General features: G+C 47.6%; 22 protein-coding genes, 2 pseudogenes and 1 riboswitch. Of the genes and pseudogenes, 18 read left to right on the plus strand and 6 right to left on the minus strand.

The window, feature by feature from the left end:
• The first annotated feature begins 496 nt into the window (after positions 1–496).
• Complete coding sequence (locus tag AC2TDN_RS10375) at positions 497–955, plus strand: GNAT family N-acetyltransferase (RefSeq protein WP_484687911.1); 459 nt, start codon at positions 497–499, stop codon at positions 953–955.
• A gap of 252 nt (positions 956–1,207) precedes the next feature.
• Here the strand turns inward: AC2TDN_RS10375 and AC2TDN_RS10380 are convergent.
• A pseudogene (locus tag AC2TDN_RS10380) lies at positions 1,208–1,493 on the minus strand (transposase); the annotation flags it as partial.
• 214 nt (positions 1,494–1,707) lie between these two features.
• Between AC2TDN_RS10380 and AC2TDN_RS10385 the strand changes: the two are divergent.
• Both AC2TDN_RS10385 and AC2TDN_RS10390 read left to right on the plus strand, forming a co-directional pair.
• Positions 1,708–1,876 (plus strand): annotated as a pseudogene (locus tag AC2TDN_RS10385) (tyrosine-type recombinase/integrase); the annotation flags it as partial.
• A gap of 132 nt (positions 1,877–2,008) precedes the next feature.
• Positions 2,009–2,314 carry a YunC family protein gene (locus AC2TDN_RS10390; protein WP_482068032.1) on the plus strand — a complete coding sequence of 102 codons (306 nt, stop codon included), beginning with the start codon at positions 2,009–2,011 and terminating at the stop codon, positions 2,312–2,314.
• Between the two features lie 82 nt (positions 2,315–2,396).
• Here AC2TDN_RS10390 and mtnA read toward each other — a convergent pair whose 3' ends face one another.
• Complete coding sequence (gene mtnA / locus AC2TDN_RS10395) at positions 2,397–3,449, minus strand: S-methyl-5-thioribose-1-phosphate isomerase (RefSeq protein ID WP_484687912.1); 1,053 nt, start codon at positions 3,447–3,449, stop codon at positions 2,397–2,399.
• A gap of 25 nt (positions 3,450–3,474) precedes the next feature.
• Positions 3,475–4,686 carry an S-methyl-5-thioribose kinase gene (gene mtnK / locus AC2TDN_RS10400; protein WP_484687913.1) on the minus strand — a complete coding sequence of 404 codons (1,212 nt, stop codon included), beginning with the start codon at positions 4,684–4,686 and terminating at the stop codon, positions 3,475–3,477.
• Positions 4,687–4,830: 144 nt separating this feature from the next.
• On the opposite strand from mtnK, the gene AC2TDN_RS10405 reads away from it, so the two are divergent.
• From AC2TDN_RS10405 to sufB, 6 genes are all read left to right on the plus strand, one after another.
• On the plus strand, positions 4,831–5,412 hold the full coding sequence (locus AC2TDN_RS10405) for a DUF1802 family protein (RefSeq protein ID WP_484687914.1): 582 nt from the start codon (positions 4,831–4,833) through the stop codon (positions 5,410–5,412).
• Positions 5,413–5,682: 270 nt separating this feature from the next.
• Positions 5,683–6,462: a Fe-S cluster assembly ATPase SufC gene (gene sufC / locus AC2TDN_RS10410; RefSeq protein WP_482068036.1), complete on the plus strand. Its 780-nt coding sequence runs from the start codon at positions 5,683–5,685 to the stop codon at positions 6,460–6,462.
• Between the two features lie 22 nt (positions 6,463–6,484).
• Positions 6,485–7,792, plus strand: coding sequence for a Fe-S cluster assembly protein SufD (sufD, locus tag AC2TDN_RS10415; RefSeq protein ID WP_482068037.1), 1,308 nt, complete (start codon positions 6,485–6,487; stop codon positions 7,790–7,792).
• Positions 7,789–9,015 carry a cysteine desulfurase gene (locus AC2TDN_RS10420; protein WP_484687915.1) on the plus strand — a complete coding sequence of 409 codons (1,227 nt, stop codon included), beginning with the start codon at positions 7,789–7,791 and terminating at the stop codon, positions 9,013–9,015. Before sufD ends, AC2TDN_RS10420 begins: the two co-directional genes overlap by 4 nt.
• Complete coding sequence (gene sufU / locus AC2TDN_RS10425) at positions 9,002–9,433, plus strand: Fe-S cluster assembly sulfur transfer protein SufU (protein ID WP_482068039.1); 432 nt, start codon at positions 9,002–9,004, stop codon at positions 9,431–9,433. Before AC2TDN_RS10420 ends, sufU begins: the two co-directional genes overlap by 14 nt.
• Before the next feature lie 28 nt (positions 9,434–9,461).
• A complete protein-coding gene (gene sufB, locus AC2TDN_RS10430) occupies positions 9,462–10,859 on the plus strand; it encodes a Fe-S cluster assembly protein SufB (protein WP_482068040.1) in 1,398 nt (465 codons plus the stop codon).
• Positions 10,860–11,278: 419 nt separating this feature from the next.
• On the opposite strand, the gene AC2TDN_RS10435 is transcribed toward sufB, so the two are convergent.
• The 3 genes from AC2TDN_RS10435 to AC2TDN_RS10445 form a co-directional block, all read right to left on the minus strand.
• Positions 11,279–12,334, minus strand: coding sequence for an HD-GYP domain-containing protein (locus AC2TDN_RS10435; RefSeq protein WP_482068042.1), 1,056 nt, complete (start codon positions 12,332–12,334; stop codon positions 11,279–11,281).
• A 91-nt stretch (positions 12,335–12,425) separates the two neighbouring features.
• Entirely contained in the window at positions 12,426–13,520 is a 1,095-nt protein-coding gene (locus AC2TDN_RS10440) for a ThiF family adenylyltransferase (RefSeq protein WP_484687916.1), read from the minus strand.
• A gap of 42 nt (positions 13,521–13,562) precedes the next feature.
• Positions 13,563–14,297 carry a molybdenum cofactor biosynthesis protein gene (locus AC2TDN_RS10445; RefSeq protein WP_484687917.1) on the minus strand — a complete coding sequence of 245 codons (735 nt, stop codon included), beginning with the start codon at positions 14,295–14,297 and terminating at the stop codon, positions 13,563–13,565.
• 102 nt (positions 14,298–14,399) lie between these two features.
• Between AC2TDN_RS10445 and moaA the strand changes: the two genes are divergently transcribed.
• From moaA to AC2TDN_RS10490, 9 genes are all read left to right on the plus strand, one after another.
• Complete coding sequence (moaA, locus tag AC2TDN_RS10450; protein WP_484687918.1) at positions 14,400–15,401, plus strand: GTP 3',8-cyclase MoaA; 1,002 nt, start codon at positions 14,400–14,402, stop codon at positions 15,399–15,401.
• Between the two features lie 9 nt (positions 15,402–15,410).
• Entirely contained in the window at positions 15,411–15,878 is a 468-nt protein-coding gene (locus tag AC2TDN_RS10455; RefSeq protein ID WP_484687919.1) for a hypothetical protein, read from the plus strand.
• 42 nt (positions 15,879–15,920) lie between these two features.
• Positions 15,921–17,369 (plus strand): bifunctional metallophosphatase/5'-nucleotidase, encoded by a 1,449-nt coding sequence (locus AC2TDN_RS10460; RefSeq protein ID WP_484687920.1) that lies wholly within the window; start codon positions 15,921–15,923, stop codon positions 17,367–17,369.
• A 147-nt stretch (positions 17,370–17,516) separates the two neighbouring features.
• The gene (locus AC2TDN_RS10465) at positions 17,517–18,635 is read left to right on the plus strand and encodes an HD-GYP domain-containing protein (protein ID WP_482068048.1); all 1,119 of its coding nucleotides are present in this window, start codon (positions 17,517–17,519) and stop codon (positions 18,633–18,635) included.
• Between the two features lie 133 nt (positions 18,636–18,768).
• A complete protein-coding gene (gene yfkAB, locus AC2TDN_RS10470) occupies positions 18,769–19,908 on the plus strand; it encodes a radical SAM/CxCxxxxC motif protein YfkAB (RefSeq protein ID WP_484687921.1) in 1,140 nt (379 codons plus the stop codon).
• A gap of 81 nt (positions 19,909–19,989) precedes the next feature.
• The gene (gene ytvI, locus AC2TDN_RS10475) at positions 19,990–21,021 is read left to right on the plus strand and encodes a sporulation integral membrane protein YtvI (protein ID WP_484687922.1); all 1,032 of its coding nucleotides are present in this window, start codon (positions 19,990–19,992) and stop codon (positions 21,019–21,021) included.
• A gap of 84 nt (positions 21,022–21,105) precedes the next feature.
• Positions 21,106–22,263: a glycosyltransferase family 4 protein gene (locus AC2TDN_RS10480; protein ID WP_482068051.1), complete on the plus strand. Its 1,158-nt coding sequence runs from the start codon at positions 21,106–21,108 to the stop codon at positions 22,261–22,263.
• Positions 22,264–22,337: 74 nt separating this feature from the next.
• Positions 22,338–22,442, plus strand: a riboswitch (TPP riboswitch).
• A gap of 335 nt (positions 22,443–22,777) precedes the next feature.
• Complete coding sequence (thiC, locus tag AC2TDN_RS10485; RefSeq protein WP_484687923.1) at positions 22,778–24,541, plus strand: phosphomethylpyrimidine synthase ThiC; 1,764 nt, start codon at positions 22,778–22,780, stop codon at positions 24,539–24,541.
• Entirely contained in the window at positions 24,534–25,604 is a 1,071-nt protein-coding gene (locus AC2TDN_RS10490) for a ThiF family adenylyltransferase (RefSeq protein WP_484687924.1), read from the plus strand. The genes thiC and AC2TDN_RS10490 overlap by 8 nt, the downstream gene beginning before the upstream one ends.
• Positions 25,605–25,611 lie beyond the last annotated feature (7 nt).

Raw genomic sequence — 25,611 nt, forward strand, 5'->3', positions numbered from 1 at the left:
GTGATAAACTTCACCATAAAGGTGCTCCTCTCTTTTGGGTGATGTGTTCTAGACAAACACCATTCTACCAAAGATCAGGGCACTTTTTTACGTTTTTATAAGATTTCACTTTCGAAATTCAGGTTAATCAATTACTATTGCGATTTAAAGGGAATACTAAGATTTTGGCGAATATGATAACTTTAGAGACACATAAAAATTGGTAAATTATAGGTATATAAAATAGATAAATTATATATGGAGTGAAATCTTTGAAATGCACAATAATGCAAGCAATACTATTTTCTTTTGTCGTACAACTATTATTATTTGGTGGAGTATATGCTTACATAAAGATAATTGATTGGAGGGAAATTCATAATATACAGTCTCGTGGAGGAAATCCATTTCATTCAAACTCCATTATTGCTGTATCCGATGGAAGTAGTTTAATTATTTTACTCATTTTTAGTTTTCTATTTATGACGAACGAACTTACTTAATGGAGGTTACAATATTGTTCCTTAGAATTGATAACTTAGCGTATCGACTAGATGACTTGGAACTTATAAAAAAATGGTTGATCCCAAACCAAACAAGTGAATTATTATCTAAATACTGTACACATGTAACTTTGAATAAAAATAATAAATTTGATATTCCAATGATCCTTATAGCGCTTTTAGATGAAAAACCGGTTGGTACCATAGCATTATTAAGTGATAGTATGATTAAAGAAAATAAGTATACCCCCTGGATTGCGAATATGTTTGTAGTAGAAGATAAAAGAAATATGGGAATTGGATCTTATATGCATAACTATATGCTCGAAGAAGCTTTAACAATGGGATATGAAAAATTGTATGTATCGACAAACCTAGATGGATTTTTCGAAAGACTTGGATGGACATATAAAGAAACGGCTGTAACGATCATCGGTAATGAAACAAATCTTTATGTCAAAGAATTAGAATAGCAATAATGATGGATTTACTATTTGTGGAAAAAAAGAGAAAGTATGTTCTTATAAACAAGGGCCCTTTTAGAAGGTAACATTAGAAGTAGAGCCGGATGCCTTGTAAGTTTGATCCCGACAATAGAGGTCTGTTAATAATTTTGTGTAAACTCTTTTTTAAGGTGCCCCCCGAGGGGGATTTCCCTCTTAACGTAGATGCTGTCAAACCCTATCCGGAAATAAAACGGAGAGTTGAAGAAGTATCTGCCCTCAGTTCTGGACACGACTTGTCCACTTGCGAATGACGTCCATTGTGGAGAAATAGAGCATTTTGAGAAGGCCTCATCGGAGATACTCTTTGCTTTCGTTACTATGCGAAGTTGACGATGGCAGCTCTCAATGATGTTAGTAGTGTAGATGAATTTACGAAGATGTTAGTAGTTTAGATGAGTTTAAGAATCTCAGGCGGATACTTAAAAAAGGTCGCCAGCTCGTCCCAATTATTACGCCAGGAACGGATAATGAGCGGATATTTCGTATCCCAGATTTCCTCGAACCGATAAACTGTCCTGCTTCACTTTGAAGTGAATGGCATCCAAAAACACGACCGCGTATATGCCCTGCGTGTGTAAAGGGCTACAATTTGGTCTTCTATACCAGTCACATTCGACTGATGCTTCTTCATGAATAAGGGTTCAAACTCCCCCTGACGGTCACGATCACTTACTCTATTTTAATAGAAATAGTAGCTTACTCAAAGTACTTTACAGACTCTGCGACACACTCATGCCACAATGCTTATCGAAAAAAATGTAAATGTGAAACTTATTTCTGAGCGGCTTGGTCATTCGAAGATAGGGATTACGTTGGATACGTATAGCCATGTGACACAATATCCAACAAGAGCTGGCAGAGCAGATAGATTCATTTATAAATTTGTGACCGCATGTGTGATTTCCCCCTACAATCATCATTTTAATGAGCATTCAACCAACACTGTACAAATTATTTTTGCATATACTGTTGTTGCAAAGCAATGCCTCTTATTCATGTACCGAAGGGGGTGGATCCTATATGATGCGAATGGTTCCTTTTACACTGGAGAATGGGGAAACCGTTCTTGGCGTTGAAGTGAAGCTGCCCAAAACAACTTTGCTAGCCATTATGACGGACAAAGGATATATTATGTGCGGTGCGCTTGATGTCTCTCTGTTGAATGAGAAGCTTAAGGACAGGGAAATTTTGGCCGGCCGTGCTGTTGGCGTACGAACGCTGGAGGAACTGATGGCAGCCCCATTGGAATCAGTCACCCACACAGCAGAGGCAAAGGGCATCGTAGTTGGAATGACGGGCTCGGAAGCATTAAAGCTAATGGTATAAAAGAACGAAATAAAGCCCTAATCAGCTTTGCGGCAATTTGGTTGCCACGTGCTTCTGATCAGGGCTTTCACTTGTTTCTTATTTATTCGAAAAGCTTGCGCAGATTGACATCGTATGGAGCTTGCACGATACCTTTTTCAGTAATAATCGCTGTTACATATTCATTTGGCGTTACGTCGAAGGCAGGATTGAATACCTTGATCCCTTGCGGAGCGGTACGTTTGCCGAAGCCTTCCGTTATTTCTTCTGCATTGCGTTCTTCGATCGGAATTTCTGCGCCGGTAGGCGTCCCCAAATCGATCGTTGACAGCGGGCTTGCCACATAGAATGGAATGCCGTGAGCCTTCGCCAGGACAGCAACGCTGTAGGTTCCGATTTTGTTGGCGACATCGCCGTTTGCGGCAACGCGGTCGGTGCCGACGATAACCGCATCGACCCAGCCTTTAGCCATAATCATACCCGCCATATTATCGCAAATGAGCGTCACATCTACGCCAGCCTGCTGTAATTCAAATGCAGTCAATCGAGCTCCTTGCAGGACAGGTCGAGTCTCATCCGCGTATACGCGAAGCGTAATGCCGCGCTCAAGAGCTAGGTAGAACGGTGCGAGCGCCGTTCCGTATTTGGCAGTCGCGAGACCGCCGGCGTTGCAGTGAGTAAGCACGCCCATATCGTCCTTGAACAGTGAGAGTGCGTGCTCGCCGATCAATCGGTTCGTCTCTTCATCTTCACTTTGAATAGCAATTGCTTCCGTTAACAAAGCGGCTTTGCTCTCTTCAAGAGACAAGCCCTGCTCAATGAGAGCAGCGGCAGCGGCCTTCATGCGATCAAGCGCCCAGAACAGGTTAACCGCGGTAGGCCGCGATGTAGCCAAGTACTCTGCTTGTTTGCGCACTTGCGCGAGCCAACCGTCCAGTGACTGCTCATCGCGGCTGCCGAGAACGACTCCGTATGCGGCTGAAATCCCGATAGCCGGCGCTCCCCGAACTTTTAGATGGCGAATGGCTTCCCATACATCCTCTGCCGTAGTTAAGGGCAAATATACGATTTCCTCAGGCAGCAGCCGTTGGTCTAGCAGATCAAGCCTGCCTTCGGTCCAAATAACCGATTGCAAGCCAGCGTAATTTGTTGTCATGATGTTAATTCCTCTCTATCTTCACTCATTTGCTTGCTGCCGTTAAGGCAGCATCGATTACTTCTTCAATGGACTGCGCCTTGCGGTTGATGCGAATAAGCGATGTTCCAATCTCAAGCGCTAATCGTTGTGCCCGCTCGCGTGCGGCTGCATCTGGAATGCGGTCAATGTCAACGACATGCGATAAACCGACGATGCGGCGAACGATTTTGCAGCCGGCAAAGCCGATAGCATCTTGAAGCAAGCGATTCATGTAATAGTCCTGATAGGCTGGCGTAGAAGAAGCAATGCGGTCTACCCCTTGCTCATTCCATAATGCACGGAACTTTTGATCAAATAATTGCCATACATCGCGTACAGTGTCCGTTAAATAACGGCGGAAGTCGCTGCGCTTGTCCGAATCGGCAATCCAATGCTCTTGGCCGGCAAAATTAAGGAGCAGGTTCGCGATAACCGCGCCGATATCGAAGCCGATTGGCCCGTAGTAGGCAAATTCAGGATCGATGACCTTTGTGGATTCCGGCGTTACAAATACACTACCCGTATGAAGGTCTCCATGAAGCAGCGCTTGTGCGTTCGTCAAAAATTTGTCGCGCAGTATAGCCACTTCCAAATGAAGCTCTTGATCCTGCCATAGCGCTTCAGCAGCGTCCCGTATAGCTGGATCAAAGCTGTTGTTTGGCGAGTCCGTATAAGGGTCGTCAAAAATAAGGTCTTCCGTTATTTTGCACAGCTCCGGATTAATAAAGGCTTTCACGCGAAGCTTCTTTTCCTGCTGGTTCAGCCCGAGATCGGAGGTGAAAAATAACGTGCGGGCGATAAACGTAGAAATATCGTCCGCAAATTTCGGATAGCGTGTCCCGCCGATCAGCCCTTGCCGCATAATAATATGATCGCTAAGATCCTCCATGATCGTAAGGTAGAGCTCTGGGTCATACTTGTAAACAGCAGGAACGAGACCAGGAGCAAGCTCGCCCTCCAAAATAAGCTTCTCGCTCTCGATACGCGCGCGATCAAGCGTAAGCGGCCACGACTCACCTACAACTTTAGCATAAGGCAAGGCTTGCTTCATAATCAGGCTTTTGCCGCTGGCAGAGTCAGTGATGTGGAAAACCAAATTTAAATTGCCGTCGCCAATTTCACGACTCGTTAAAGTAGCACCCTCCGGGAAAAACCCGTCAAGCGAAAGCGCTATTTGAACGGCTTCTTGTTCAGTTAATGGTTGATATGCAGACATGGCTGTCCACCTCCGGTTCATAGTAGTTGGGCAGCAATGCCCAGTATTCATCTCAACATAGTATAATGGATATTATTTCGCCTTGGAATACCTTCGTTTGATATAATGTTATCAATTATAGACAAGTTGGATGGAGGAAGCATGATGACATCATCAAATAAGGAACAGCCAATCGCTTTGAAGGAGTGGGCTGTAAGCGTAAAGGCGCTAGCAGAAGGGAAGCAAATTATCGTAATGCGCAAAGGCGGGATCATTGAAGAAACGCGTGATTTTCAATTGATCAGCCCGAACTTCTATTTAATGCCCGCTTACGAGCACCAGAAAAAGCATCTATTGAAGGAACAATTCGCCGATGATATGGACGAGACACTTGCGGATTGGTCATTGGAATTGGAGACGATCAAGCTTGAATCGTATGCCGAGGTCATCCTAGACATTGAAATAACCGATCAGGAAACGCTGGATCGTTTGCGCGATTTGCATATATGGACGGATACATTTGCCGAGGAAAGATTGCGATGGAAGCGAACCAAGCCGCTTCATGTATTGCTTCTTCGAGTATACCGCTTGGCGGAGCCAATAGAAATACCTATGCGTGCTGCTTATAACGGATGCAAATCTTGGGTAAGACTGGAAGATGAGTTTGCTGTTCCTGCGCTGATCCCTGTACTGGATGCGGAGAAATTTGAAGCTGAGGTTCAGAAAATCAAGCTGGCACTTGCATAATTCAAAGCTTTGGTGAACATGCGACCCTGCATCTAGATTAGTTATCCTCTTTTTGCTTTGAAATATAGGGAATACATACACGAATTTCAACCAATTTTCTCTTCTAAAAAGAGACATATTCAGCGAAACAGGGCATCTCGCATTGATTTATAACAAAAACTATATTAAAATGATTATTGAGAATCATTGAGAATCACTCTATATAGAAAGTGTAAATCTATGTAGACGTGGCAGAGCGAATTAAACCAACCTTGGAGGGATCAGCATATTATGGCAACGCATTTTGTCATCGAAGGCCTGAAAGCGGCTATCGACGGAAAAGAGATTTTAAAAGGAATTAACCTTGATATTAAAGGTGGAGAAATTCACGCGATCATGGGCCCTAACGGAACAGGTAAATCTACGCTGGCATCCGCCTTGATGGGACATCCTAAATATGAAGTAACAGAAGGCAAAGCTGTATTGAACGGTGAAGACATTCTTGAAATGGGCGTTGACGAGCGTGCCCTTGCTGGTTTGTTTCTAGCCATGCAATATCCAAGCGAGATTCCAGGCGTAACAAATTCCGACTTTTTGCGCAGCGCGCTAAATGCACGCCGCGGCGAAGGCAACGAAATTTCGCTGATCAAGTTTATTCGTCAAATGGAAAGCAAGATGAAGGAACTCGAAATGAACGCTGAGTTCGCTCACCGTTACTTGAATGAAGGCTTCTCCGGCGGCGAGAAAAAACGCAATGAAATTTTGCAAATGATGCTCCTTGATCCAAAAATCGTTGTTCTTGATGAGATCGATTCCGGTCTTGACATCGATGCGCTTCGTATCGTATCGCAAGGCGTAAACGCTATGCGTTCGGAAGATCGCGGCTTCCTTATCATTACTCACTATCAGCGTTTGCTTAACTATATTACACCGGATTTCGTACACGTTATGATGCAAGGCCGCATTGTTAAATCAGGTGGTCCTGAGCTTGCAGAGCGTTTGGAAAACGAAGGTTATGATTGGGTTAAAGAAGAACTTGGCATAGTAGATGAAACGGTCGGCCAGGCCTAAGCGAAAGAAGGGGGCATTACGAATGAGTACACAACTATCGACGCCTGCCAACCGTCAAGCTGCTGAAGCGCTGGCACGCAGCAAAGGCGAGCCGAATTGGCTCGTTGAACTACGTGGAGAAGCGGCTGAGCTAGCCGGAACACTCGGTTGGCCGAAGCCGGAGAAGGTTCGGATTGAACGTTGGAATTTAAACGCAGTCGGCACCTATGAGCAGCCAACATCAGTTGGCGCAATTAGCAACCTTCCAGAGGTTGTCCGTGAATTGATTACAGAAGGAACTGAAAATTTGCTTGTACAACGCAATTCCGGAACGGTATGGAATCAGTTCTCAAGCGAATATGCAAGCAAAGGCGTTATTTTCACCGATTTGGAGACGGCATGCAAGGAGCATGGCGATCTCGTTCAAAAATATTTGTTCCAAGCGGTTGCTAAGGACGAAGACAAGCTGACAGCACTGCATGCTGCACTATGGAACGGCGGCGTATTCATATACGTTCCGAAGAATGTTGAAGTAGAGCTTCCGCTTCAAGCTATTTTCTACAACGACAATGCTGAAGCGACGTTTGCTCCGCATATTCTCATTGTTGCAGATAATAATAGCCGAGTGACTTACGTGGATTGTGTTGTTTCCGAGCCAGGCGCAAGCAGCGCTCCGTTCGTACATCCATCCATCGTAGAAATATTCGTGAAGCCAGGCGCACACGTTCGTTTCAGCTCTATTCATCATATGGGCGAGACCGGCGTTGATATGTCGATCCGTCGTTCCATCATTGAAAACGACGGTCAAATGGAATGGATCATTGGCGATCTAAATGACGGCAACACGTTGTCGGATACGAAATCGATTCTGAAGGGCACTGGCTCTACTTCGGATGCGAAAGTTATAAGCGTCGGCAAAAACGCCCAGCAAAACAGCTTGACAACGCAAGCTGTTCACTTTGGCAAAAGCTCCGACAGCAACATGGTAACCCGCGCCGTAATGAAGGATTCCGCTTCAGCGATCATTAACGGCATTACAAAAATCGAGCATGGCGCAACGAAAGCGAACGGCGTGCAAACCGAGAAGGTTCTTATGCTTAGCCCGAAAGCGCGCGGCGACGCCAATCCGATTTTGCTTATTGATGAAGATGATGTAACTGCCGGTCATGCGGCAAGCGTAGGGCAAGTTAACCCGGAGCAGGTCTATTACCTGATGTCACGCGGTATATCTAAGCAGGACGCTGAACGATTGATTATTTATGGCTTTTTGGCTCCGGTCGTATCGGAAATTCCGGTCGAGGCGGTACGCGGGCAGCTTCAGCGTTTGCTCGAAAGGAAGCTAGAGGGATGAATATAAATGCGATTCGGGAGCAGTTCCCGATATTGCATCAAGAAATAAACGGGCACCCGCTCGTTTATCTAGACAGCGCGGCATCTTCGCAGAAGCCGCGCTCCGTCATTGATGCGGTTAAACGGTACTATGAGCTGGATAACGCGAACGTTCATCGCGGTGTGCATACACTTGGTTCCAGGGCGACTGATGCCTATGAGGGAGCGCGTGAGAAGGTAGCGAAATTGCTGAACGCGGGAGCGCCTGAGCAAATCATCTTTACACGCGGAACGACGACGGGTCTGAACTTGGTTGCTTCCAGCTACGCACGCTCGGTGTGCAAAGAAGGCGATGAGATTGTTATCACGCCAATGGAGCATCATAGTAACTTGATTCCTTGGCAGCAAGCGGCTAAAGCGACTGGCGCAACGTTGAAATATATTCCAATGCAGCCTGACGGTACGATCTCGCTTGAGGATGTAGAGAAAACGATCACGCCGCAAACGAAGGTGGTCTCGGTCACTTACGTATCGAACGTGCTTGGCCTTATTAATCCGATCAAGGAAATTACGCAAATCGCTCACCGCAATGGCGCAATTATGGTTGTTGACGGTGCGCAAAGCACACCGCATATGAAGATTGACCTACAGGATTTGGACGTCGATTTTTATGCGTTTTCCGGACATAAAATGTGTGGTCCTACGGGCATCGGCGCATTGTATGGCAAGAAATCGCTTCTTAACAACATGGAGCCGATTGAGTATGGCGGCGAAATGATCGATTTTGTAGATCTATATGAATCCACGTGGAAAGAGATTCCTTATCGCTTCGAAGGCGGTACTCCCATTATTGCGGGTGCTGTCGGCCTAGGAGCAGCAATCGACTTTTTGCAAGAAATCGGACTGGATGAAATCGATCAGCATGAGAGACGTTTGGCAACGTATGCTTACGAGAAGCTGTCGTCGCTTGATGGAATAACCTTGTACGGGCCTAAAGAAAATCGTGTCGGACTCGTAACCTTTAATTTGGAGGATGTACATCCGCATGACGTTGCAACCGTTCTGGATTCCAAAGGTATCGCGGTGCGCGCAGGCCATCATTGCTGCCAGCCGCTTATGCGATGGCTGAATGTATCGGCAACGGCAAGAGCTAGCTTTTATCTATATAATACGGAAAATGACATTGACCGCTTAGCCGATGCATTACTACAAACGAAGGAGTTCTTCGGTCATGCAATTGGATGATTTATATCGCAGAGTAATTATGGATCATTATAAAAACCCTAGAAATCGCGGTACGATGAATGAAGAATCGGTTACGATCAACCTGAACAACCCAACCTGCGGTGATCGCATTTCGCTACAGCTTCAAGTTGTAGACGGCAAAGTAGCTGATGCGAAATATAGCGGTGAAGGCTGTTCGATCAGCATGAGCTCTGCATCGATGATGACAGAGGCGGTAAAAGGGAAATCATTTGACGAGGCGCTCGCTATGGCTGAGAAATTTTCGGCACTTATGAAAGGCGAACCGGTTGAATTTGATGAATATGAGGAATTGGATGCACTTTCAGGAGTGAATAAGTTTCCTGCACGTATCAAATGCGCGACACTTGCATGGAATGCCTTGCGCAAAGGGATCGAACAGCAGCAAGAATCACATTAATCTAGATTTATGAGGAGCGTGAATGACCATGGCTAAATCAATGCCGGAAATGGAAGATTATAAGTATGGTTTCCGTGACGAGCACAAAGCCGTATTCGAATCAGGCAAAGGATTAACGGAAGAAATCGTTCGTACGATTTCCGAAATTAAAAACGAGCCGCAGTGGATGCTTGATTTCCGCTTGAAATCATTGGAGCAGTTTTTCAAAATGCCTATGCCTAAATGGGGCGGCAACATGGATGAGCTTGATTTTGACGACATCCAATATTATGTTCGTGCTTCCGACAAGCAAGGCAAGACTTGGGAGGAAGTTCCTTCCGAGATCAAAGAAACGTTCGACAAGCTGGGTATTCCAGAAGCTGAGCAAAAGTTTCTTGCCGGCGTATCGGCTCAATATGAGTCCGAGGTCGTTTACCACAGCATGCAAGAGGATCTAGAGAAGCAGGGCGTTATTTTTACGGATACCGATACAGCGCTTCGCGAGTATCCTGATCTGTTGAAAGAATATTTCGGAACGATTATTCCTCCGAATGATAATAAATTCGCAGCGCTAAACAGTGCGGTATGGTCGGGCGGCAGCTTTATCTATGTGCCAAAAGGCGTAAAATGTGAAATTCCATTGCAAGCCTACTTCCGTATCAACTCCGAGAACATGGGTCAATTCGAGCGTACGCTCATCATTGCTGATGAAGACAGCTCGGTTCACTATGTTGAAGGCTGTACGGCTCCGGTATACAGCACGAACTCGCTGCACAGCGCAGTCGTTGAAATTTTGGTTAAGAAAAATGCCCGCGTTCGTTACACGACGATTCAAAACTGGGCACCGAACATTTATAACCTCGTTACAAAACGTGCAGTAGCTGATGAGAACGCAACGATGGAATGGGTAGATGGAAACATCGGCTCCAAGCTGACGATGAAGTACCCAGCAGTTGTTCTACGCGGTCGTGGCGCAAAAGGCATGGTATTGTCGATTGCCGTTGCCGGTAAAGGTCAGCATCAGGATGCAGGCGCTAAAATGACTCACCTTGCACCAGACACGAGCTCGACGATTATTTCGAAGTCGATTAGTAAACACGGCGGTAAAGTAACGTATCGCGGTCTTGCATCGTTCGGACGCAACTCTGACGGCGCGAAAGCGAACATCAAATGTGATACGCTCATCCTTGATAATGAATCGACTTCAGATACGATTCCTTACAACGAGATTTTGAACGACAACATCACGCTTGAGCATGAAGCAACCGTATCGAAGGTTTCCGAGGATCAATTATTCTACCTCATGAGCCGTGGTTTAAGCGAAGCGGAAGCAACGCAAATGATCGTAATGGGCTTCATCGAGCCGTTCACGAAAGAGCTGCCGATGGAATACGCGGTAGAGATGAACCGTTTGATCAAGTTCGAAATGGAAGGTTCTATCGGTTAATAAAAACGTAGATGTATCAAGGGCTAAACGGGATCGAGAAATCGCATGATACCGTCTAGCCCTTTTTTGCGTCTGAATTTTGCCTGGGTAAAATATGTAGTTTCATAGCAAAAATTCCTTTAATTTACATATGTTAAAAACGCTGTAAAGCCCATCTAATCCTAAGATTTTAATCTCGGGTTCTTTTTTGTTCAAGTATTGCATGGCAATGACGTAAGAAGGAAATGGTACATTACATAAATTTTGAGCTCAATTGGTAAACTGCCCAAGACCAATCGTTAGAGTCACCCCTGTAGCTGGACTGATAGATAGGATCATCATAAAATGAACACATATTGTTTCTCGGTTAAGCACGCTGAAAAAAGAAAGACCCACAACTGCGTATAACTCAGAGTTGAGGGTTTTTTTTGTGATGCTGCTTATAGATGCACTTGCTGTATTTCGTATTCACGCTCAATTGACATGTCAATGAATTGATCGTCAACTTGAATGAGCGGGCGGAAAAATTCGGTTGGGTGGGTCATGACAATAATACCGATCTCACCGCTTACCAGCTCAACACGCTTGCCGATGAAATTAGGCATCATGTGCTTGATGAACGTATGTGTCGTTAAAGGATCAAGCTCGTTGAAGCTCAGACGGTACAGTTCCTTGAGTACGAACAACAAGTCGCGTTTCTGCTGATAGACACGCTGAGAGATCATAGCACTGTAAATATCGACAACAGATATGATTTTGGATACAGGATGGATCTCGTCGCCGCTTAAGCCGTGAGGGTATCCAGAGCTGTCATTTCGTTCATGGTGCTGCAGCGCGCCAATCGCTATGTATGGCTCGTTGATGGAACTCGAAATAATATCATGACCGTAGATCGTATGCTTTTTCACTGCCTCGTATTCTTCATCAGTTAGCCGACCAGGTTTATTTAAGATGACTTCTGGGATACGGCATTTACCAATATCGTGAAGGAAGCCTGCTTTGCCGATTTGAATGGATTCTTCATTAGAATAACCGATCCAAGTGGCTAAGTAGTAGGAGAGCATGCCTACCTGCACGGAATGCTGGTAAGTGTAGTCGTCCTTGGTGTTGAGCAGCAGAAGCATAGATACAACATCACGTTCTAATTGAAGATTTTCGAGTAAAGGATCAAGCATGGACGATACTTCTTCCTCGTCGATTTTACCTTGATTCAGTGCTTTCGCGAACAGTCCTTCAAAGTTTTTGACAGCGTTTTCGTACATTGGCTGCATGGTAGGCAGCCATCTTGGATTCACTGTAGATTCTAGCGTACGGGGCGAGGCTTCTTCGCTGGCTCTATTCTCGATATTGACATATTCAATTTGATGTTGAAATAATCTTGATATTTCTTGCTCCGTTACGGTAGTTCCTTTGGAGAGTACATGAAGTCCATAGTTGTTAAATGTATCATTGCTTAATCGGTCTCCATTGATTAATTCTGTTACATGAACTCTCATCAAGACACCTCGATTAATTGTAGTAACTAATGTACCTACAATAGTAGCAATGAATGAATGGATTGGCAATATGAGGATTTTAAGTTTGAGACTAAATACCTAATATTTCCGCATAAATTGATCTTGCTTTTATCGAATCATCGGTACCTTGAACGATAGCACGGCCATCGCTGAATAGGACAAAAGTCAAAGTATCCGAAAGAGCAATGCGCAGTAAGAAACGATTTCTCGTCACGGTGCCAATTGGCATCAGCCTGATGGATAGCTCATCCAAATTAAGCGCGGCGGTTTGATTAGGTGTAATTTGCACGGAATGGCGGCCGCAAAGGGATGCTGCCGCTTGTTCAGAGAAATGCGCATCGAGAAATTCGAATTGCTTCTCACCGCAGCAAAGACAATCACTGCGCTTCGCATTGGCAACCGATACAGGCATCCAAGCATGGTTCCAAAGATCGACCTGAAATAGCGTTCGATGCAGCGATTTCCTGTTTCCAGAGAGCAGCTTGATCGCCTCAGTTGATTGTACGGATCCAATAATATCTACGATCGGCGATATGACGCCAGCGGTTTCGCATGTGTCGGTCGTACCAGGCGGGGGCGGGTCATTAAACAGGCAACGATAGCAGGGCGAATCCGACTCATTTGGGAGAATTGTCATCGTCATGCCCGACGCGCCGACAGCTCCGCCGTAAATCCAGGCAATGCTATTTTTCACACTATAATCATTAATAAGATATCTTACGGAAAAGTTGTCGCTGCCGTCAATAATGACATCAACATCTTCAAGCAATTTCTCGGCATTTACTGCTGTCAAATCGGCTACGACGGGCTCAACCGCAACGGAGCTGTTAATCGCTCGCAAATGTGCGGCGGCAGCCTCCGCTTTGGGGAGAAGAGCGAGCACGTCCTGCTCCGTATAAAGCATCTGTCTTTGCAGATTGCTCCATTCAATAATGTCCCGGTCTATAATTCGAACGTATCCGACGCCTGATCTTACGAGATGCTGAGCGATGACGGAGCCAAGTGCTCCCATTCCAACAACAGCTGCGCGACTGCCTGCAAGCTGCTGCTGTCCTTGTTCTCCAACTGGCGTGAACCGGATTTGCCTTGCATAGCGAGCAGCGCTTGAAGAAGCTGATGCTGGGGAGACTGTTGTTTCCTGGCCTTCTTTATTTGGTTGTTTCATCTCAATTAATCTCCTTAAGAGCTTCATGAAGTCATAATTACGTTAAAAATCGGATAACTGTTCAGTAGGGTTCCAAGGTCCGAGCTGATGACCCTTCCACTCGGAGCCGTCCTCCCAAATCTCTTTTTTCCATATAGGCACGATCTGTTTTAGACGTTCAATGGCATATCTGCTCGCCTCATAGCAGCTATCTCGATGTGGTGACGATACCGCGATAACGACGCTGGTCTCCGCTAAACCGACTACTCCAATGCGGTGGCTGATCGCACACAGAGCGCCTTGCCAGCGCTCAGCGATTTCATCGCCGATTTGCTGCATGGTCGCAACGGCCATTGGAGCGTAGGCCTCATATTCCAGCCTGACTGTACGCTGACCATGCGTCCATTCGCGCGTTGTTCCAACGAAAGCGATGGCAGCGCCGTGCTCAGGCACAATAACTTTAGCAAGCACATCATCTGTGCTAATGACTCCGGAAGTTACGACAAATCGCGGAGCAGCATCTCGGACAGGCTTCTGCTGCTCCTCACCGCCGGAGACTGGGGGAAGCAGAGCAAGCTCATCCGATGCATGCAGAATCGTATCCTCGGATGCGTAGGCATGGTTTCGGGCAATAAACGAAATATGAATTAATGCTTTATGATCTGCAAATTCAGCAGAAATGGCAGCTTTCAGCTCGGCTGCACTCATCCGATCAACACCGGATTGCAGCGTTATGGACGGGACTCCGAGACGCTCGGGAAGACCGGCAAATAGTTTGATTGACCAACTATATTTCATGGTATAAAACCTCTCATCATTTAGGCTCAAAGCTGTTTATAGAATATCATAAATCTAAAAAAAATGTTATGCTGATACGTAGACAGAAAGGAAGTGAGATTCATGCCGACATTGACGGATCGTTTTGGACGGGTACACGATTATTTGCGGATTTCAGTAACCGATCGATGTAATTTGCGATGCTTGTATTGCATGCCTGAGGAAGGAATGGAATTCACGGAATCTGAAAATCTGTTATCCTACGATCAAATTGTAGAGGTGGTCGAAGCCGGTGCGGCGCTTGGCATTACAAAGCTGCGCATTACGGGCGGAGAACCTCTGATTCGCCCTGGTTTGGACGGCTTGATTAGCCGATTATCTGCCATTTCCGGCATTCGTGATATTGCATTAACGACCAATGCTATTTTTCTGGCCAAGCAAGCAGAAGCGCTTCGAGCAGCAGGCTTGAATCGCGTTAATATAAGTTTGGATACGTTAGACTCTGCTAGATTTCGCTTTATTGCGAGACGTGGAGAATTAAAACGAGTGATGGAGGGAATCGAAGCAGCTGCAGCAGCAGGATTCGATCCAATCAAGCTGAACTGCGTGCTTCTAAAGGAAGTCAACGAAGACGAAATTGCCGCATTTCTTAAGCTTGCCTACGAGCAGCCGATGCATGTCAGATTTATAGAATATATGCCGATTGGTCATGCCGATGAAAATTGGAAAAAGCATTATTTGCCGCTTTCCCGCGTACTGGAAGTAGCGGAGCAAGAGGGTTATGCGATTAGCCGCGGGCCTAATGTGCACGGCAACGGACCTTCCGACGACTGGCAAATGGAGGGCGGACGAGGTTCATTCGGACTCATTCACCCGATAAGCGATCATTTCTGCAGCAACTGCAATCGGCTGCGCTTAACGGCTGACGGTTCAATTAAGCCATGCCTTTATTGGGTGGATGAATTGAATGTGAAGCATGCCTTCGGCCATCCTGAAGAAATGCAGCGCTTGCTGCTTAGAGCGATGGATATCAAGCCGGAAAATCATGAGATGGCGGCAAAGCTGGCGGATGGCGTTCTATCTCACATGCCAACGGAGAGACGCATGTCGCAAATAGGGGGCTGAAGAATACCGATGCAAGAGATCATAATCGAGCATTTTGAGCTGGGCTTGTCTATGACAAGCCCAGCCGAGATGGCTAAAGTTGCAGGAGCAAGCTTTTCAATAGCGGATAGAGTGCCAGAGACGGCAGGAGAAGCGTTTGATTGGCATAGCTGGTATTCGGGGTGGCTCCGGCATGCTGGCGGTGCTGGGGCAGCAATCAAGCCCACTCATTTGATTGTTGAGGCTGCGGATACTTTTGAAGCTAAGATCCCTTGGGAGCAGCTTGATCAAGCCGCTGTATTATTTCAGCTAGACGGCGAGCCCTTGAAGAAGACAGGGCCTATTCGTCTTTATGTGCCTAACGGAAGCAGCAAATGCTTAAATGTGAAAAGTATTGTCAAGCTTAAGATAGAGAATCATACAGGAATTGAACAAGAAGAAGCGACTTATGGATTTAAGCATACATTTTCTGCTGATGAATTGCGTAAGAACAGATAAAGCGACTTTGCGGCGCTTAGACGAAGCAATGAGGAGGCGTGCATGAATTTGACAGACAACTTTCATACACGGGTAGTGCTCCTTCATAGCAATGATATACATAGCCGTCTGGAGCATGCCGCCAAAATAGCTTCCTTCATCGCGGAGGAGCGGCGGACCTACGGCAGCGACCAAGTGTTAACCGTCGACTGTGGCGATCATATGGATCGGATGCGGATAGAAACGGAAGGCAGCGATGGAATCGTAAATGTAGAACTGTTGAATGATGCAGGCTATGAAGTCATTACTCTTGGCAATAATGAAGGACTTACTTATTCCTTTCAAACGATAGCAGACGCATACGTTAATCGCGCGAATTTTGCAGTCGTGTGTGCCAATATGCGCGATTCGGCAACTGGCGAGCGACCTGATTGGCTGCTTCCGAGCACGATCATTGATAAAAATGGACTGCGGATCGGGATCATAGGCGTGACTGCAGCTTACAATGATTTTTATTCGCTGCTTGGCTGGCATGTTTCAGATCCCTTTGAAGAGTTGAAGGCGCAGGCTCTCAAGCTGAGAGAGCATGTTGATGTTTTGGTCGTGATGTCTCATCTTGGCATAACCTCGGATCGTCTAATAGCGGAGAAGCAGCTGGGTATCGATCTCATTTTGGGAGCGCATACCCATCATTTATTAGAAGAACCGATTGTCATCGGCGACACGACCATTTGCGCAGCCGGCAAGTTCGGGGAGTACATCGGACGGGTAGAAATCGGGTTCGACTCGGTATCTGCCCGTCCTCAGTTCCGCGCTGCGTGCGTGCCTACGTCCGCTTTTGAGGAGCATCCAGATGCTTCCGCCATCATTAGCAGCTATCGCAATTCGGGCCAGCAGCGACTGAGCCGGGTGGTCGCGCACCTTACAGAACCGCTGCCTGCCAGAATTGACCGGGAATCGCCGCTCACCAACCTGCTAGCCGCTGGCTTGCGGCGCTGGGCGGATGCCGAGATTGGCATCGTCAATGCGGGTCAATTGCTTGGCGGCCTCGCGCATGGAGACGTGACAGCAGGCGAATTGCATGCTCTCTGCCCGTCGCCGATCAATCCATGCAAAATGACGATCGCAGGAGCAGACATAAGGACAGCGCTGGAGCAATCGCTCCTGCCTGAATTTATACACAAGCCAATCAAAGGCTATGGCTTTCGCGGCGAAGTGCTTGGCATGCTTGCCATTGCTGGCTTGACCGTCACTTATGATTCAACAAGGCCTCCAATGAACAGGCTCATCCAAGCAGCTGTAAACGGGGCTCCGCTTGAAGATGAACGGATTTATATGCTTGGCACGATTGATATGTTCAGCTTTAAGGCAGGTTATGTGTCATTGGCCAACGCCATTCAATCCACCTATTATTTGCCTGAATTTATTCGAGACGTCATTGCCGAACAGCTTCAAGATTTTTCCGCTATTGCCGAATGCCGTCAAATGCGGTGGAATGATGTAACGAAATAGTAAATTCATTGTCTTTTTCGACAAAATTTGTCGAAAAAATAGTATAAAATGGTTGCGGTTTTCTCGTTTTTCTCGTACATTAACATTACGAACGGCTTTTTCCGATGTAATAGTTAGCATATTTTTTTATGGGGAAGGACCGAGAAAATGCGTTTGTTGCCAATTGCGAAATGCAGGCCAGGTATGAAGCTTGCCAAAAAAATATTTTCTCAGGAGGGTCTCGTCCTTCTTGGCGAAAACATAGAGTTGTCTGATCGTCTAATTTCCCGCTTGGAGCAATGCGGGATTCAATATGTGTATATTTCAGATCCGAGAACGGAAGATATTGTACTGCCTTCCTTAATCAGCGAGGAAACGTTAAAGTCCTCTCTCAAAGAAATTCGCACAAGTTTCCGTGAGATGATGGATCGCCCGAAGCGGAAGAAGGGCGTCACCTATCCTTACATCGCCCAGCCATTCAAGCAAATGATGAGTATGATCATCGATGATCTATCTAGCCACCAGGACGCCATGATCATGCTGATGGACATGAGCTCCGTCGATCATTATTTGTATCAGCATTCCTTGAATGTTTGCGTCTATACGACGCTGCTAGGCATGTCGAACGGATACTCGAAGGATGAGCTTACGACGCTTGGCATGGGCGCGCTTCTGCATGATATCGGCAAAACACAAATTGCGATCGATGTACTAAGAAAGCCCGGATCCCTCTCGAAAGAGGAGTTCGAGGCGATGAAGCAGCATGCCAAAATCGGTTACGAGCTATTGAAGGATGAGCCTAACCTTCCGCTGCTGGTAGCCCACTGTGCTTTCCAGCATCATGAGCGGATTGACGGAAGCGGTTATCCGCGCGGAATCAAGGGCAATGAGATTCATGATTATGCAAAGTGGATCGGACTTGTTGATTCGTACGATGCGATGACAACAAACCGGGTCTATAGCTCGCCAATGCTTCCCCATGATGCGATTGAGCGGTTGTACGCGGGAACGGGAACACTCTATGAGCAAAAAATGGTTCAGCTGTTCCGTGATAAGGTCGCTATTTATCCAATCGGGATAACGGTTAAGCTGCAATCGGGCGTATCGGGTATTGTCGCGGATCTTAATCACTCTTATCCGCATAGGCCGATTGTTCGCATTTTGTATAATGAAGCTGGGGAAGAGCTTGCAAGCCCGTATGAAGTTGATTTGTCGAAGCAGCTGACGATGATGATCGTAAGCGTGAATGATGACTCTACTGATGTACAGCATGCCTCTGGTATTTAAATGATTTTGAGCATGGGGAGCCGAGGGCTCCTTTTTTCTTCTTTTTCTTCGTTTTATTTGCTTCCTTCGCAACCTCGCATTACAATAAAGCAAGAATGTTTCATTCCAGATAATAAGTCAGGTGCTGAAGAAAATGAATACAATAGATTTGCAACAAACGGGTAGACCGCTATCCGCATTATCGCCAATGAATGATCCGTGGGATCCCATTCGTTCGCTGCAGCAATATGGAAGACATCGTTTGACAAGCGTGGAAATGACCGTTTCGAACCTCTGCAATATGCGGTGCGAGCATTGCGCCGTTGGTGATACACTCGTAATGTCCGAACCCGCCAAGCTGCCGCTTAAGCAGATGCTGGACCGACTGGACGAAGTGGAGCATTTAGAGACGATCAGCATTACAGGCGGTGAGCCCTCCTTCTCTGATCGAACGGTACGCGACTATATGGTACCGCTGCTTCAATATGCCCGAAGCCGCGGCATTCGCTCTCAAATCAACTCGAATGTAACGCTTCCTTATAGCCGTTATGAGCAGCTTGCCCCTTATCTCGACGTTATGCACATTTCATTTAACTATACGTCTCCGGAAGATTTTCACCAAATCGGATTTGCTAAAGCAGGGCATCACGTATCGCTAGAGGCAGCAACCAAGCTTTACGCAAGAATGATCGACAATACGCGTCGTCTCAGCGAGACCGGCGTACTCGTTTCTGCGGAATCGATGATCAATTACAGAACATATGACAAAATCGACGAAATCCATAAGCTGATCGTGGAAATGGGCTGTCAGCGGCATGAGGTTCATCCGATGTATCCAAGCTCCTTCGCGAAGGATTTGCCGGTGCTTACTCGCGGGCAAATGCTGGAGGCTATCGATAGGCTGCTGAAGGCGAGAGACAAATCGATCTGGATGCTGTTCGGAACGCTGCCATTCTACCAATGCAGCGACAACCCTCTCGAGCGCAAGCTGCTGAGAAGATTAACGGAAGAGCCGAATGTGACGATTCGCAACGATCCGGACGGCCGCAATCGGTTAAACGTCAATTTGTTTTCAGGCGATGTATTCGTAACAGATTTCTCCGACGTTCCTGCTTTTGGCAACATTGGCACCTCGAAGCTGGAGGATTTATTCGATAAATGGCTCGGTCATTCACTTGCCCAAAGCGTGAATTGCCATTGTCCCGCTGCAGCATGCTGCGGACCGAATTTACTCGTTAAGGATATGTACTATAAGGCTGTTGATTTCCATGAGCGCGGCGCGGTAATCGACTAGCGTGCAGGAGAGCCATTTATTCAGGCTAGGCTTAATAGAGAATTAATACACATATAGAATAAGAGAGAGGAGGAGAAGCTGTTGTCGATCAAGACAATCATATTTATCGGGTTAGGATTGCTGCTGCTCTACTTGTTTTTTACAGTTGGAGCGCCGTTCTTGCTCGCGCTTGTTGTAGCTATTTTTCTAGAGCCGCTTAATCAGATGTTTATGAATAAGTTTCGAATGAATCGGCTAGTGGCGGCTACGATATCAAGCAGCTTGTTCACAATTATTCTCATAGGCTTAATCGCGCTGCTTGGCGTCAAAGTTGTAGCTGAGCTTATCGCTTTCTTCAAAAAAGTGCCGAACTATTTTGAAAATGCGAATGAAATGGTTGACGATCTTATGGTGCAGGTGCAATCGCTATATCAAAATTTTCCGCCCGATGCGATTGAAACGCTGGAAAACTGGCTAATGGGATTAACGAGCACGCTGACCAAAATGGTAGGCACCTTGTCTAATTCCGTTATTGCGTTCGCTTCCAGCATTCCTGGCATGTTTATCTTCTTTATCGTTTTCTTGGTGGCGGTATATATGATGAGCTTCAGTCTGAATACGATGAAGGAGACCGTCCTGTCATTGTTTGAAGAGAAGTCGCAGCCGCAAGTAAATGATTTGCTTAACAATCTCAAAAAGTCGATTTTCGGCTTTCTGCGCTCGCAGTTTATTTTGAGTGCTCTTACATACATTATTTCGTTGCTCGGCTTGCTGGTGCTTAATGTGAAGTATCCGCTGGCGATCGCATTGCTTATCATCATCGTTGATATTATGCCGATTCTTGGAACAGGCTCAGTGCTTGTCCCTTGGGGAAGTTATTTGTTGCTTACAGGCAATATGTATGTGGGTGTCGGGCTTATCGTGCTCTTCCTCGTTATTACAGTGTTCCGCCGCATCGTGGAGCCGAAAATTCTTAGCGATTCCGTCGGAATCGGGGCGTTGTCCGCGCTCATCAGCTTATATGTGGGCTTCAAGCTGGTTGGCGTAATCGGCGTATTTATTGGACCCTTAGTCGTTATTATATACATGGCGGCACGCAAGGCAGGATTATTCCAAATGAAGTTCAAGCTTTAGGCTGTGTAGGGGCCGTGTCAAAAACATTTCTAGGAGCGTATGATACTGCAAAATAAGCAGATCATGTAGGAGGCATCCGAAGAGATGGCACCAATTAAAGTAGCGATTGTCACCCCAGGCTCGTTTCCAATTCCGTCACAAGGAAGCAGCTCGGTTGAGCGGGTGGTTGAGAAATTCGCCCCATTGCTGATGCCTTATGCAGAGCCGCGTATTTATGGAAAATTAAGCAAAAAGCTGCCCCGTCAGGGACATTTTAAAGGTGTTGTTTGTGAACGGTTTCCAGCCGGCAGCAAGCAGCGATATATTCATGATGTTGGGCGCGCGGTGCAGCGGTTTTCTCCTCATGTCATTGACGTGGAGAACCGTCCGCAATATGTGCTGACCATGAAGCAAATGAATCCAGGCAAACGAGTCTGGCTTTATTTGCATTCCTCCACTTTTATTTCCCCGAATCATATCTCACCTGCCAAGCTGCACCAATGCTTGCAGGCTGCTGATAAAATCATTGTGAATAGCGAGTTTATTAGGCGAATCGTCGTGTCCAAAGTGCCCGAGGTCTCATCTAAGATGCGAGTCATTTACCCAGGGGTCGATACGGTACGCTTTCCATCACAGTATTCCGCTGAAGGCGCTGCAAAAAGGGAGAGCTTGCGCAAAAAAAGAGGTCTGACCGGTAAAAAAGTGGTGCTGTTTATGGGAAGGCTCATTCCGCTTAAAGGCGTACACCATTTGCTGAAAATTGTCCCGCAGCTTGTGAAGAGCCATCCCGAGCTTGTTGTCGTCATCGTCGGCAGTCCGTTTTATGGCTCGCATCGCAAAACTGCGTATGCGCGGATGCTTGAAAGACTCGGGCGCAAATGTCCAGGCCATGTTCGGTTCGTGCCTTATGTGCCGCATACCGAGGTGCCGGGCTGGATGCTGGTAGCGGATGTAGCGGTCGTTCCATCCGGGCAGAGGGAAGCATTCGGGCTCGTCAATGTGGAGGCGATGTCCTGCGGCGTTCCAGTCATAGCTACGCGTGCCGGCGGAATGAAGGAGATTATCCGAAGCGGCGAGACCGGCTATCTGGTCAATCAAGCGCGCGTTGAAACGGAGCTGAGGGAAAAGCTGCATCTGCTGCTGCGGGATAAGCAGCTGCGGCAGAAGCTGGGCAAGCGCAGCAGAGAGCGAGTCGAGCAGACCTTCACATGGCGGCACACGGCAGATCGCTGGGTGAAGCTGATGAAGGAAAGCGGCATGTAGTTGGTCCTATTTTGCATGTGGATGTTAAATATAGGGTTGACACCCTTCTTCGCATAACGTTATAGTCTAACAAGGATATCCACTAGGGGCGCCGTCATGGCTGAGATAAAGCATAATGCTTTGGTCCCTTTGAACCTGATCTGGGTTATGCCAGCGTAGGAAAGTGGGATTGTGCGTTTATGCAACTGCGCGTGAAAGCTCTGCCGAATCCAGCTGGAACGCCAGCTGGAAGGAATGACTTTCAAAGCTGCATCAAGCCGGAGGAAATCTTCGTTTGATGTTGCGCGCATGACGACACACTTCGACCGCTCCCTCGCTGGAGCGGTTTTTTTGATGTTGAACGGGCTGCGCCAAGTCTCGCTGAGCGAGCGTGCAGCTGGTTCATTCACGCTCCAGCGAATGCCGTGCACGTAGCGATTATACGTGGGTGGGTTAGCGGTGCGTTAAACTTTCTTATATGCTCGCGTATGCCTCCAGGAGGAATTCTGCATATTCCATTAGGAGGTTTTTTGTTATGGCGATTATGACAACGCCCCTTCCGGGCAGCCGTAAAGTGTATGTCACCGGCTCGAGAGAGAGCATCCGCGTGCCGATGAGAGAAATTGCTTTGGAGGCAAGCTCAGGCAGAAATGGCGAGGAGCTGCCGAACGAGCCGTTACGCGTCTACGATGCAAGCGGCCCTTATACCGATGAGAGCTTAGAAACAGATGTAAGGCGCGGCTTGCCGACCTTTCGCAGCGAATGGATTCACGAGCGCGGCGACGTGGAGCATTATGACGGTCGTGAAATAAAGCCGGAGGACAACGGATTCTTGACGGAGGATAAGGAAAAACAGCGGGGGGCAGAGCGGTTTCCCGGCCTAGTGAGACAGCCGCTGCGTGCGAAAGCCGGTCAGAATGTTACGCAGCTGCATTACGCCCGCAAGGGCATCATTACTTCGGAGATGGAATATATCGCAATTCGCGAGGGAATGGACGCAGAGTTTGTTCGCAGCGAGATCGCAGCAGGGCGCGCCATCATCCCGGCGAACATCAATCATCCGGAGAGCGAGCCGATGATCATTGGACGGCATTTTCACGTGAAGATCAATGCGAATATCGGCAATTCCGCGGTTGCTTCCTCGATTGAGGAGGAAGTGGAGAAGATGACATGGGCAACCCGCTGGGGAGCCGATACGATTATGGATTTGTCTACGGGCAAAAACATACATACGACGCGGGAATGGATCGTCCGCAATTCGCCGGTTCCGGTTGGAACGGTGCCGATCTATCAAGCGCTGGAGAAAGTAAACGGCAAAGCGGAGGATCTTAGCTGGGAAGTATTTCGCGATACGCTAATCGAGCAAGCGGAGCAGGGCGTCGATTATTTTACGATTCATGCAGGCGTGCTGCTGCGTTACATTCCGCTCACCGCTAAGCGCGTTACAGGCATCGTCTCGCGGGGCGGGTCGATTATGGCAGCTTGGTGTCTCGCACACCATAAGGAAAACTTCCTGTATACGCATTTTGAAGAGATTTGCGAAATTATGAAAGCCTATGACGTGTCATTCTCGCTCGGGGATGGGCTCAGACCAGGTTCGATCGCCGACGCAAATGATGCCGCGCAATTTGCCGAGCTGGATACGCTGGGCGAGCTGACGAAAATCGCTTGGAAGCATGACGTGCAGGTGATGATCGAAGGTCCCGGCCATGTGCCGATGCATCTGATCAAAGAAAATATGGATCGCCAGTTAGAGGTTTGCGATGAAGCGCCTTTCTATACGCTAGGCCCGCTAACGACCGATATTGCACCTGGTTATGACCATATTACGTCAGCAATCGGAGCTGCAATGATCGGCTGGTTCGGTACAGCCATGCTGTGCTACGTAACGCCGAAGGAGCATCTGGGGCTTCCGAATAAAGAGGATGTGAAGGAAGGCGTTATTACGTATAAAATCGCGGCTCACGCAGCCGATCTGGCGAAGGGGCATCCGAGAGCAAAGCTGCGCGACGACGCCTTGTCCAAGGCGCGGTTCGAATTTCGCTGGCGTGATCAGTTCCATCTCTCGCTTGACCCCGAGCGCGCGATGGCGTACCACGACGAGACGCTTTCGGCGGATGCGGCCAAATCCGCTCATTTCTGTTCGATGTGCGGCCCTAAATTTTGCAGCATGAGAATTACTCAGGACATTAGGGAGTACGCCGCGCAAAACGGGATGGAAACGACTGAAGCGATTGAAGCGGGAATGAAGGAGAAGTCGGAAGCGTTCAAGGCGGCAGGGAGCATGATTTATGGCTAATGGTACCGAGCCGGTTTTTTTCGACCGATATTCGAGGCAAACCAGATTTGCGGCAATCGGCGAGGATGGTCAGCGCAAGCTGGCCAAGTCGTCGGTTCTCATTGTCGGCGTCGGCGCGCTTGGCGCGTCGCTTGCGCAGCATATGGTTCGGGCGGGGGTAGGCGAGGTTAGACTGGTCGATCGGGATTTCGTCGAGCCCAGCAATCTGCAGCGGCAAATGCTGTTCGATGAAGCGGACGCTCTTGCGGTTATGCCCAAGGCAGTTGCCGCAGCCAATAAGCTGCGGCAAATCAACAGCAGCGTGAGCCTCGTTGCCACTGTGGCGGATGTGAACGCAGCGAATGCAGCTGTGCTGGCAAGCGGCGTCCATCTTGTGCTTGATGGAACAGACAATGCTGCGACAAGGCTTCTGCTTAGCGAACTATGCTTCAAGCAGCGCATTCCATTTGTATATGGCGGCGTAGCAGGAGCGCAAGGAATGCAGGCAACGCTCATTCCGGGTGCAACCTCATGCTTGCGCTGCTTGATTGGCGCCGAGGATTCGGAAAACGAGGCAGATACCTGCGATACGGTTGGCGTGCTGGCGCCAGCCGTAGAATTTGTAGCTTCATTGCAAGCGGCCGAAGCGATCAAATGGCTCACCGGCAATCAAGGAGCCATACGCCAAACCTGGCTAAGCGTCGATTTATGGTCGTTCCGGCTCCGGGAATCGCTGCTGCCAGCCGGAAGCGCCTGCTGTCCATATTGCGGCAATGAAGAAGGGTCGGCAAGGGCTGCTAAGCCAATGTTGGAAAAGGACATACAAGATGAGGTTGTCATCAGCTCTACCGTGCTATGCGGGAGAGACACGGTACAGGTGACATTAGGCAAGCCGCTCCAACTGGCTGCATTAGAGAAGTCGTTAGGGGTGCAGGGCTGTAAGCTGACGGTTAATCGCTATTTAGTAAAGGCAGTGCTCCCATGCGGCGAACAGCTCATTCTCTTTCCGGATGGACGGGTGCTCGTGCAAGGAACGGCGGATGCTGAGCATGCCATTAGGCTTTGCAAAGCTTATTTGATATAAAAAGAAA

It is taken from the genome of Paenibacillus sp. Y660 (genome assembly GCF_057221575.1).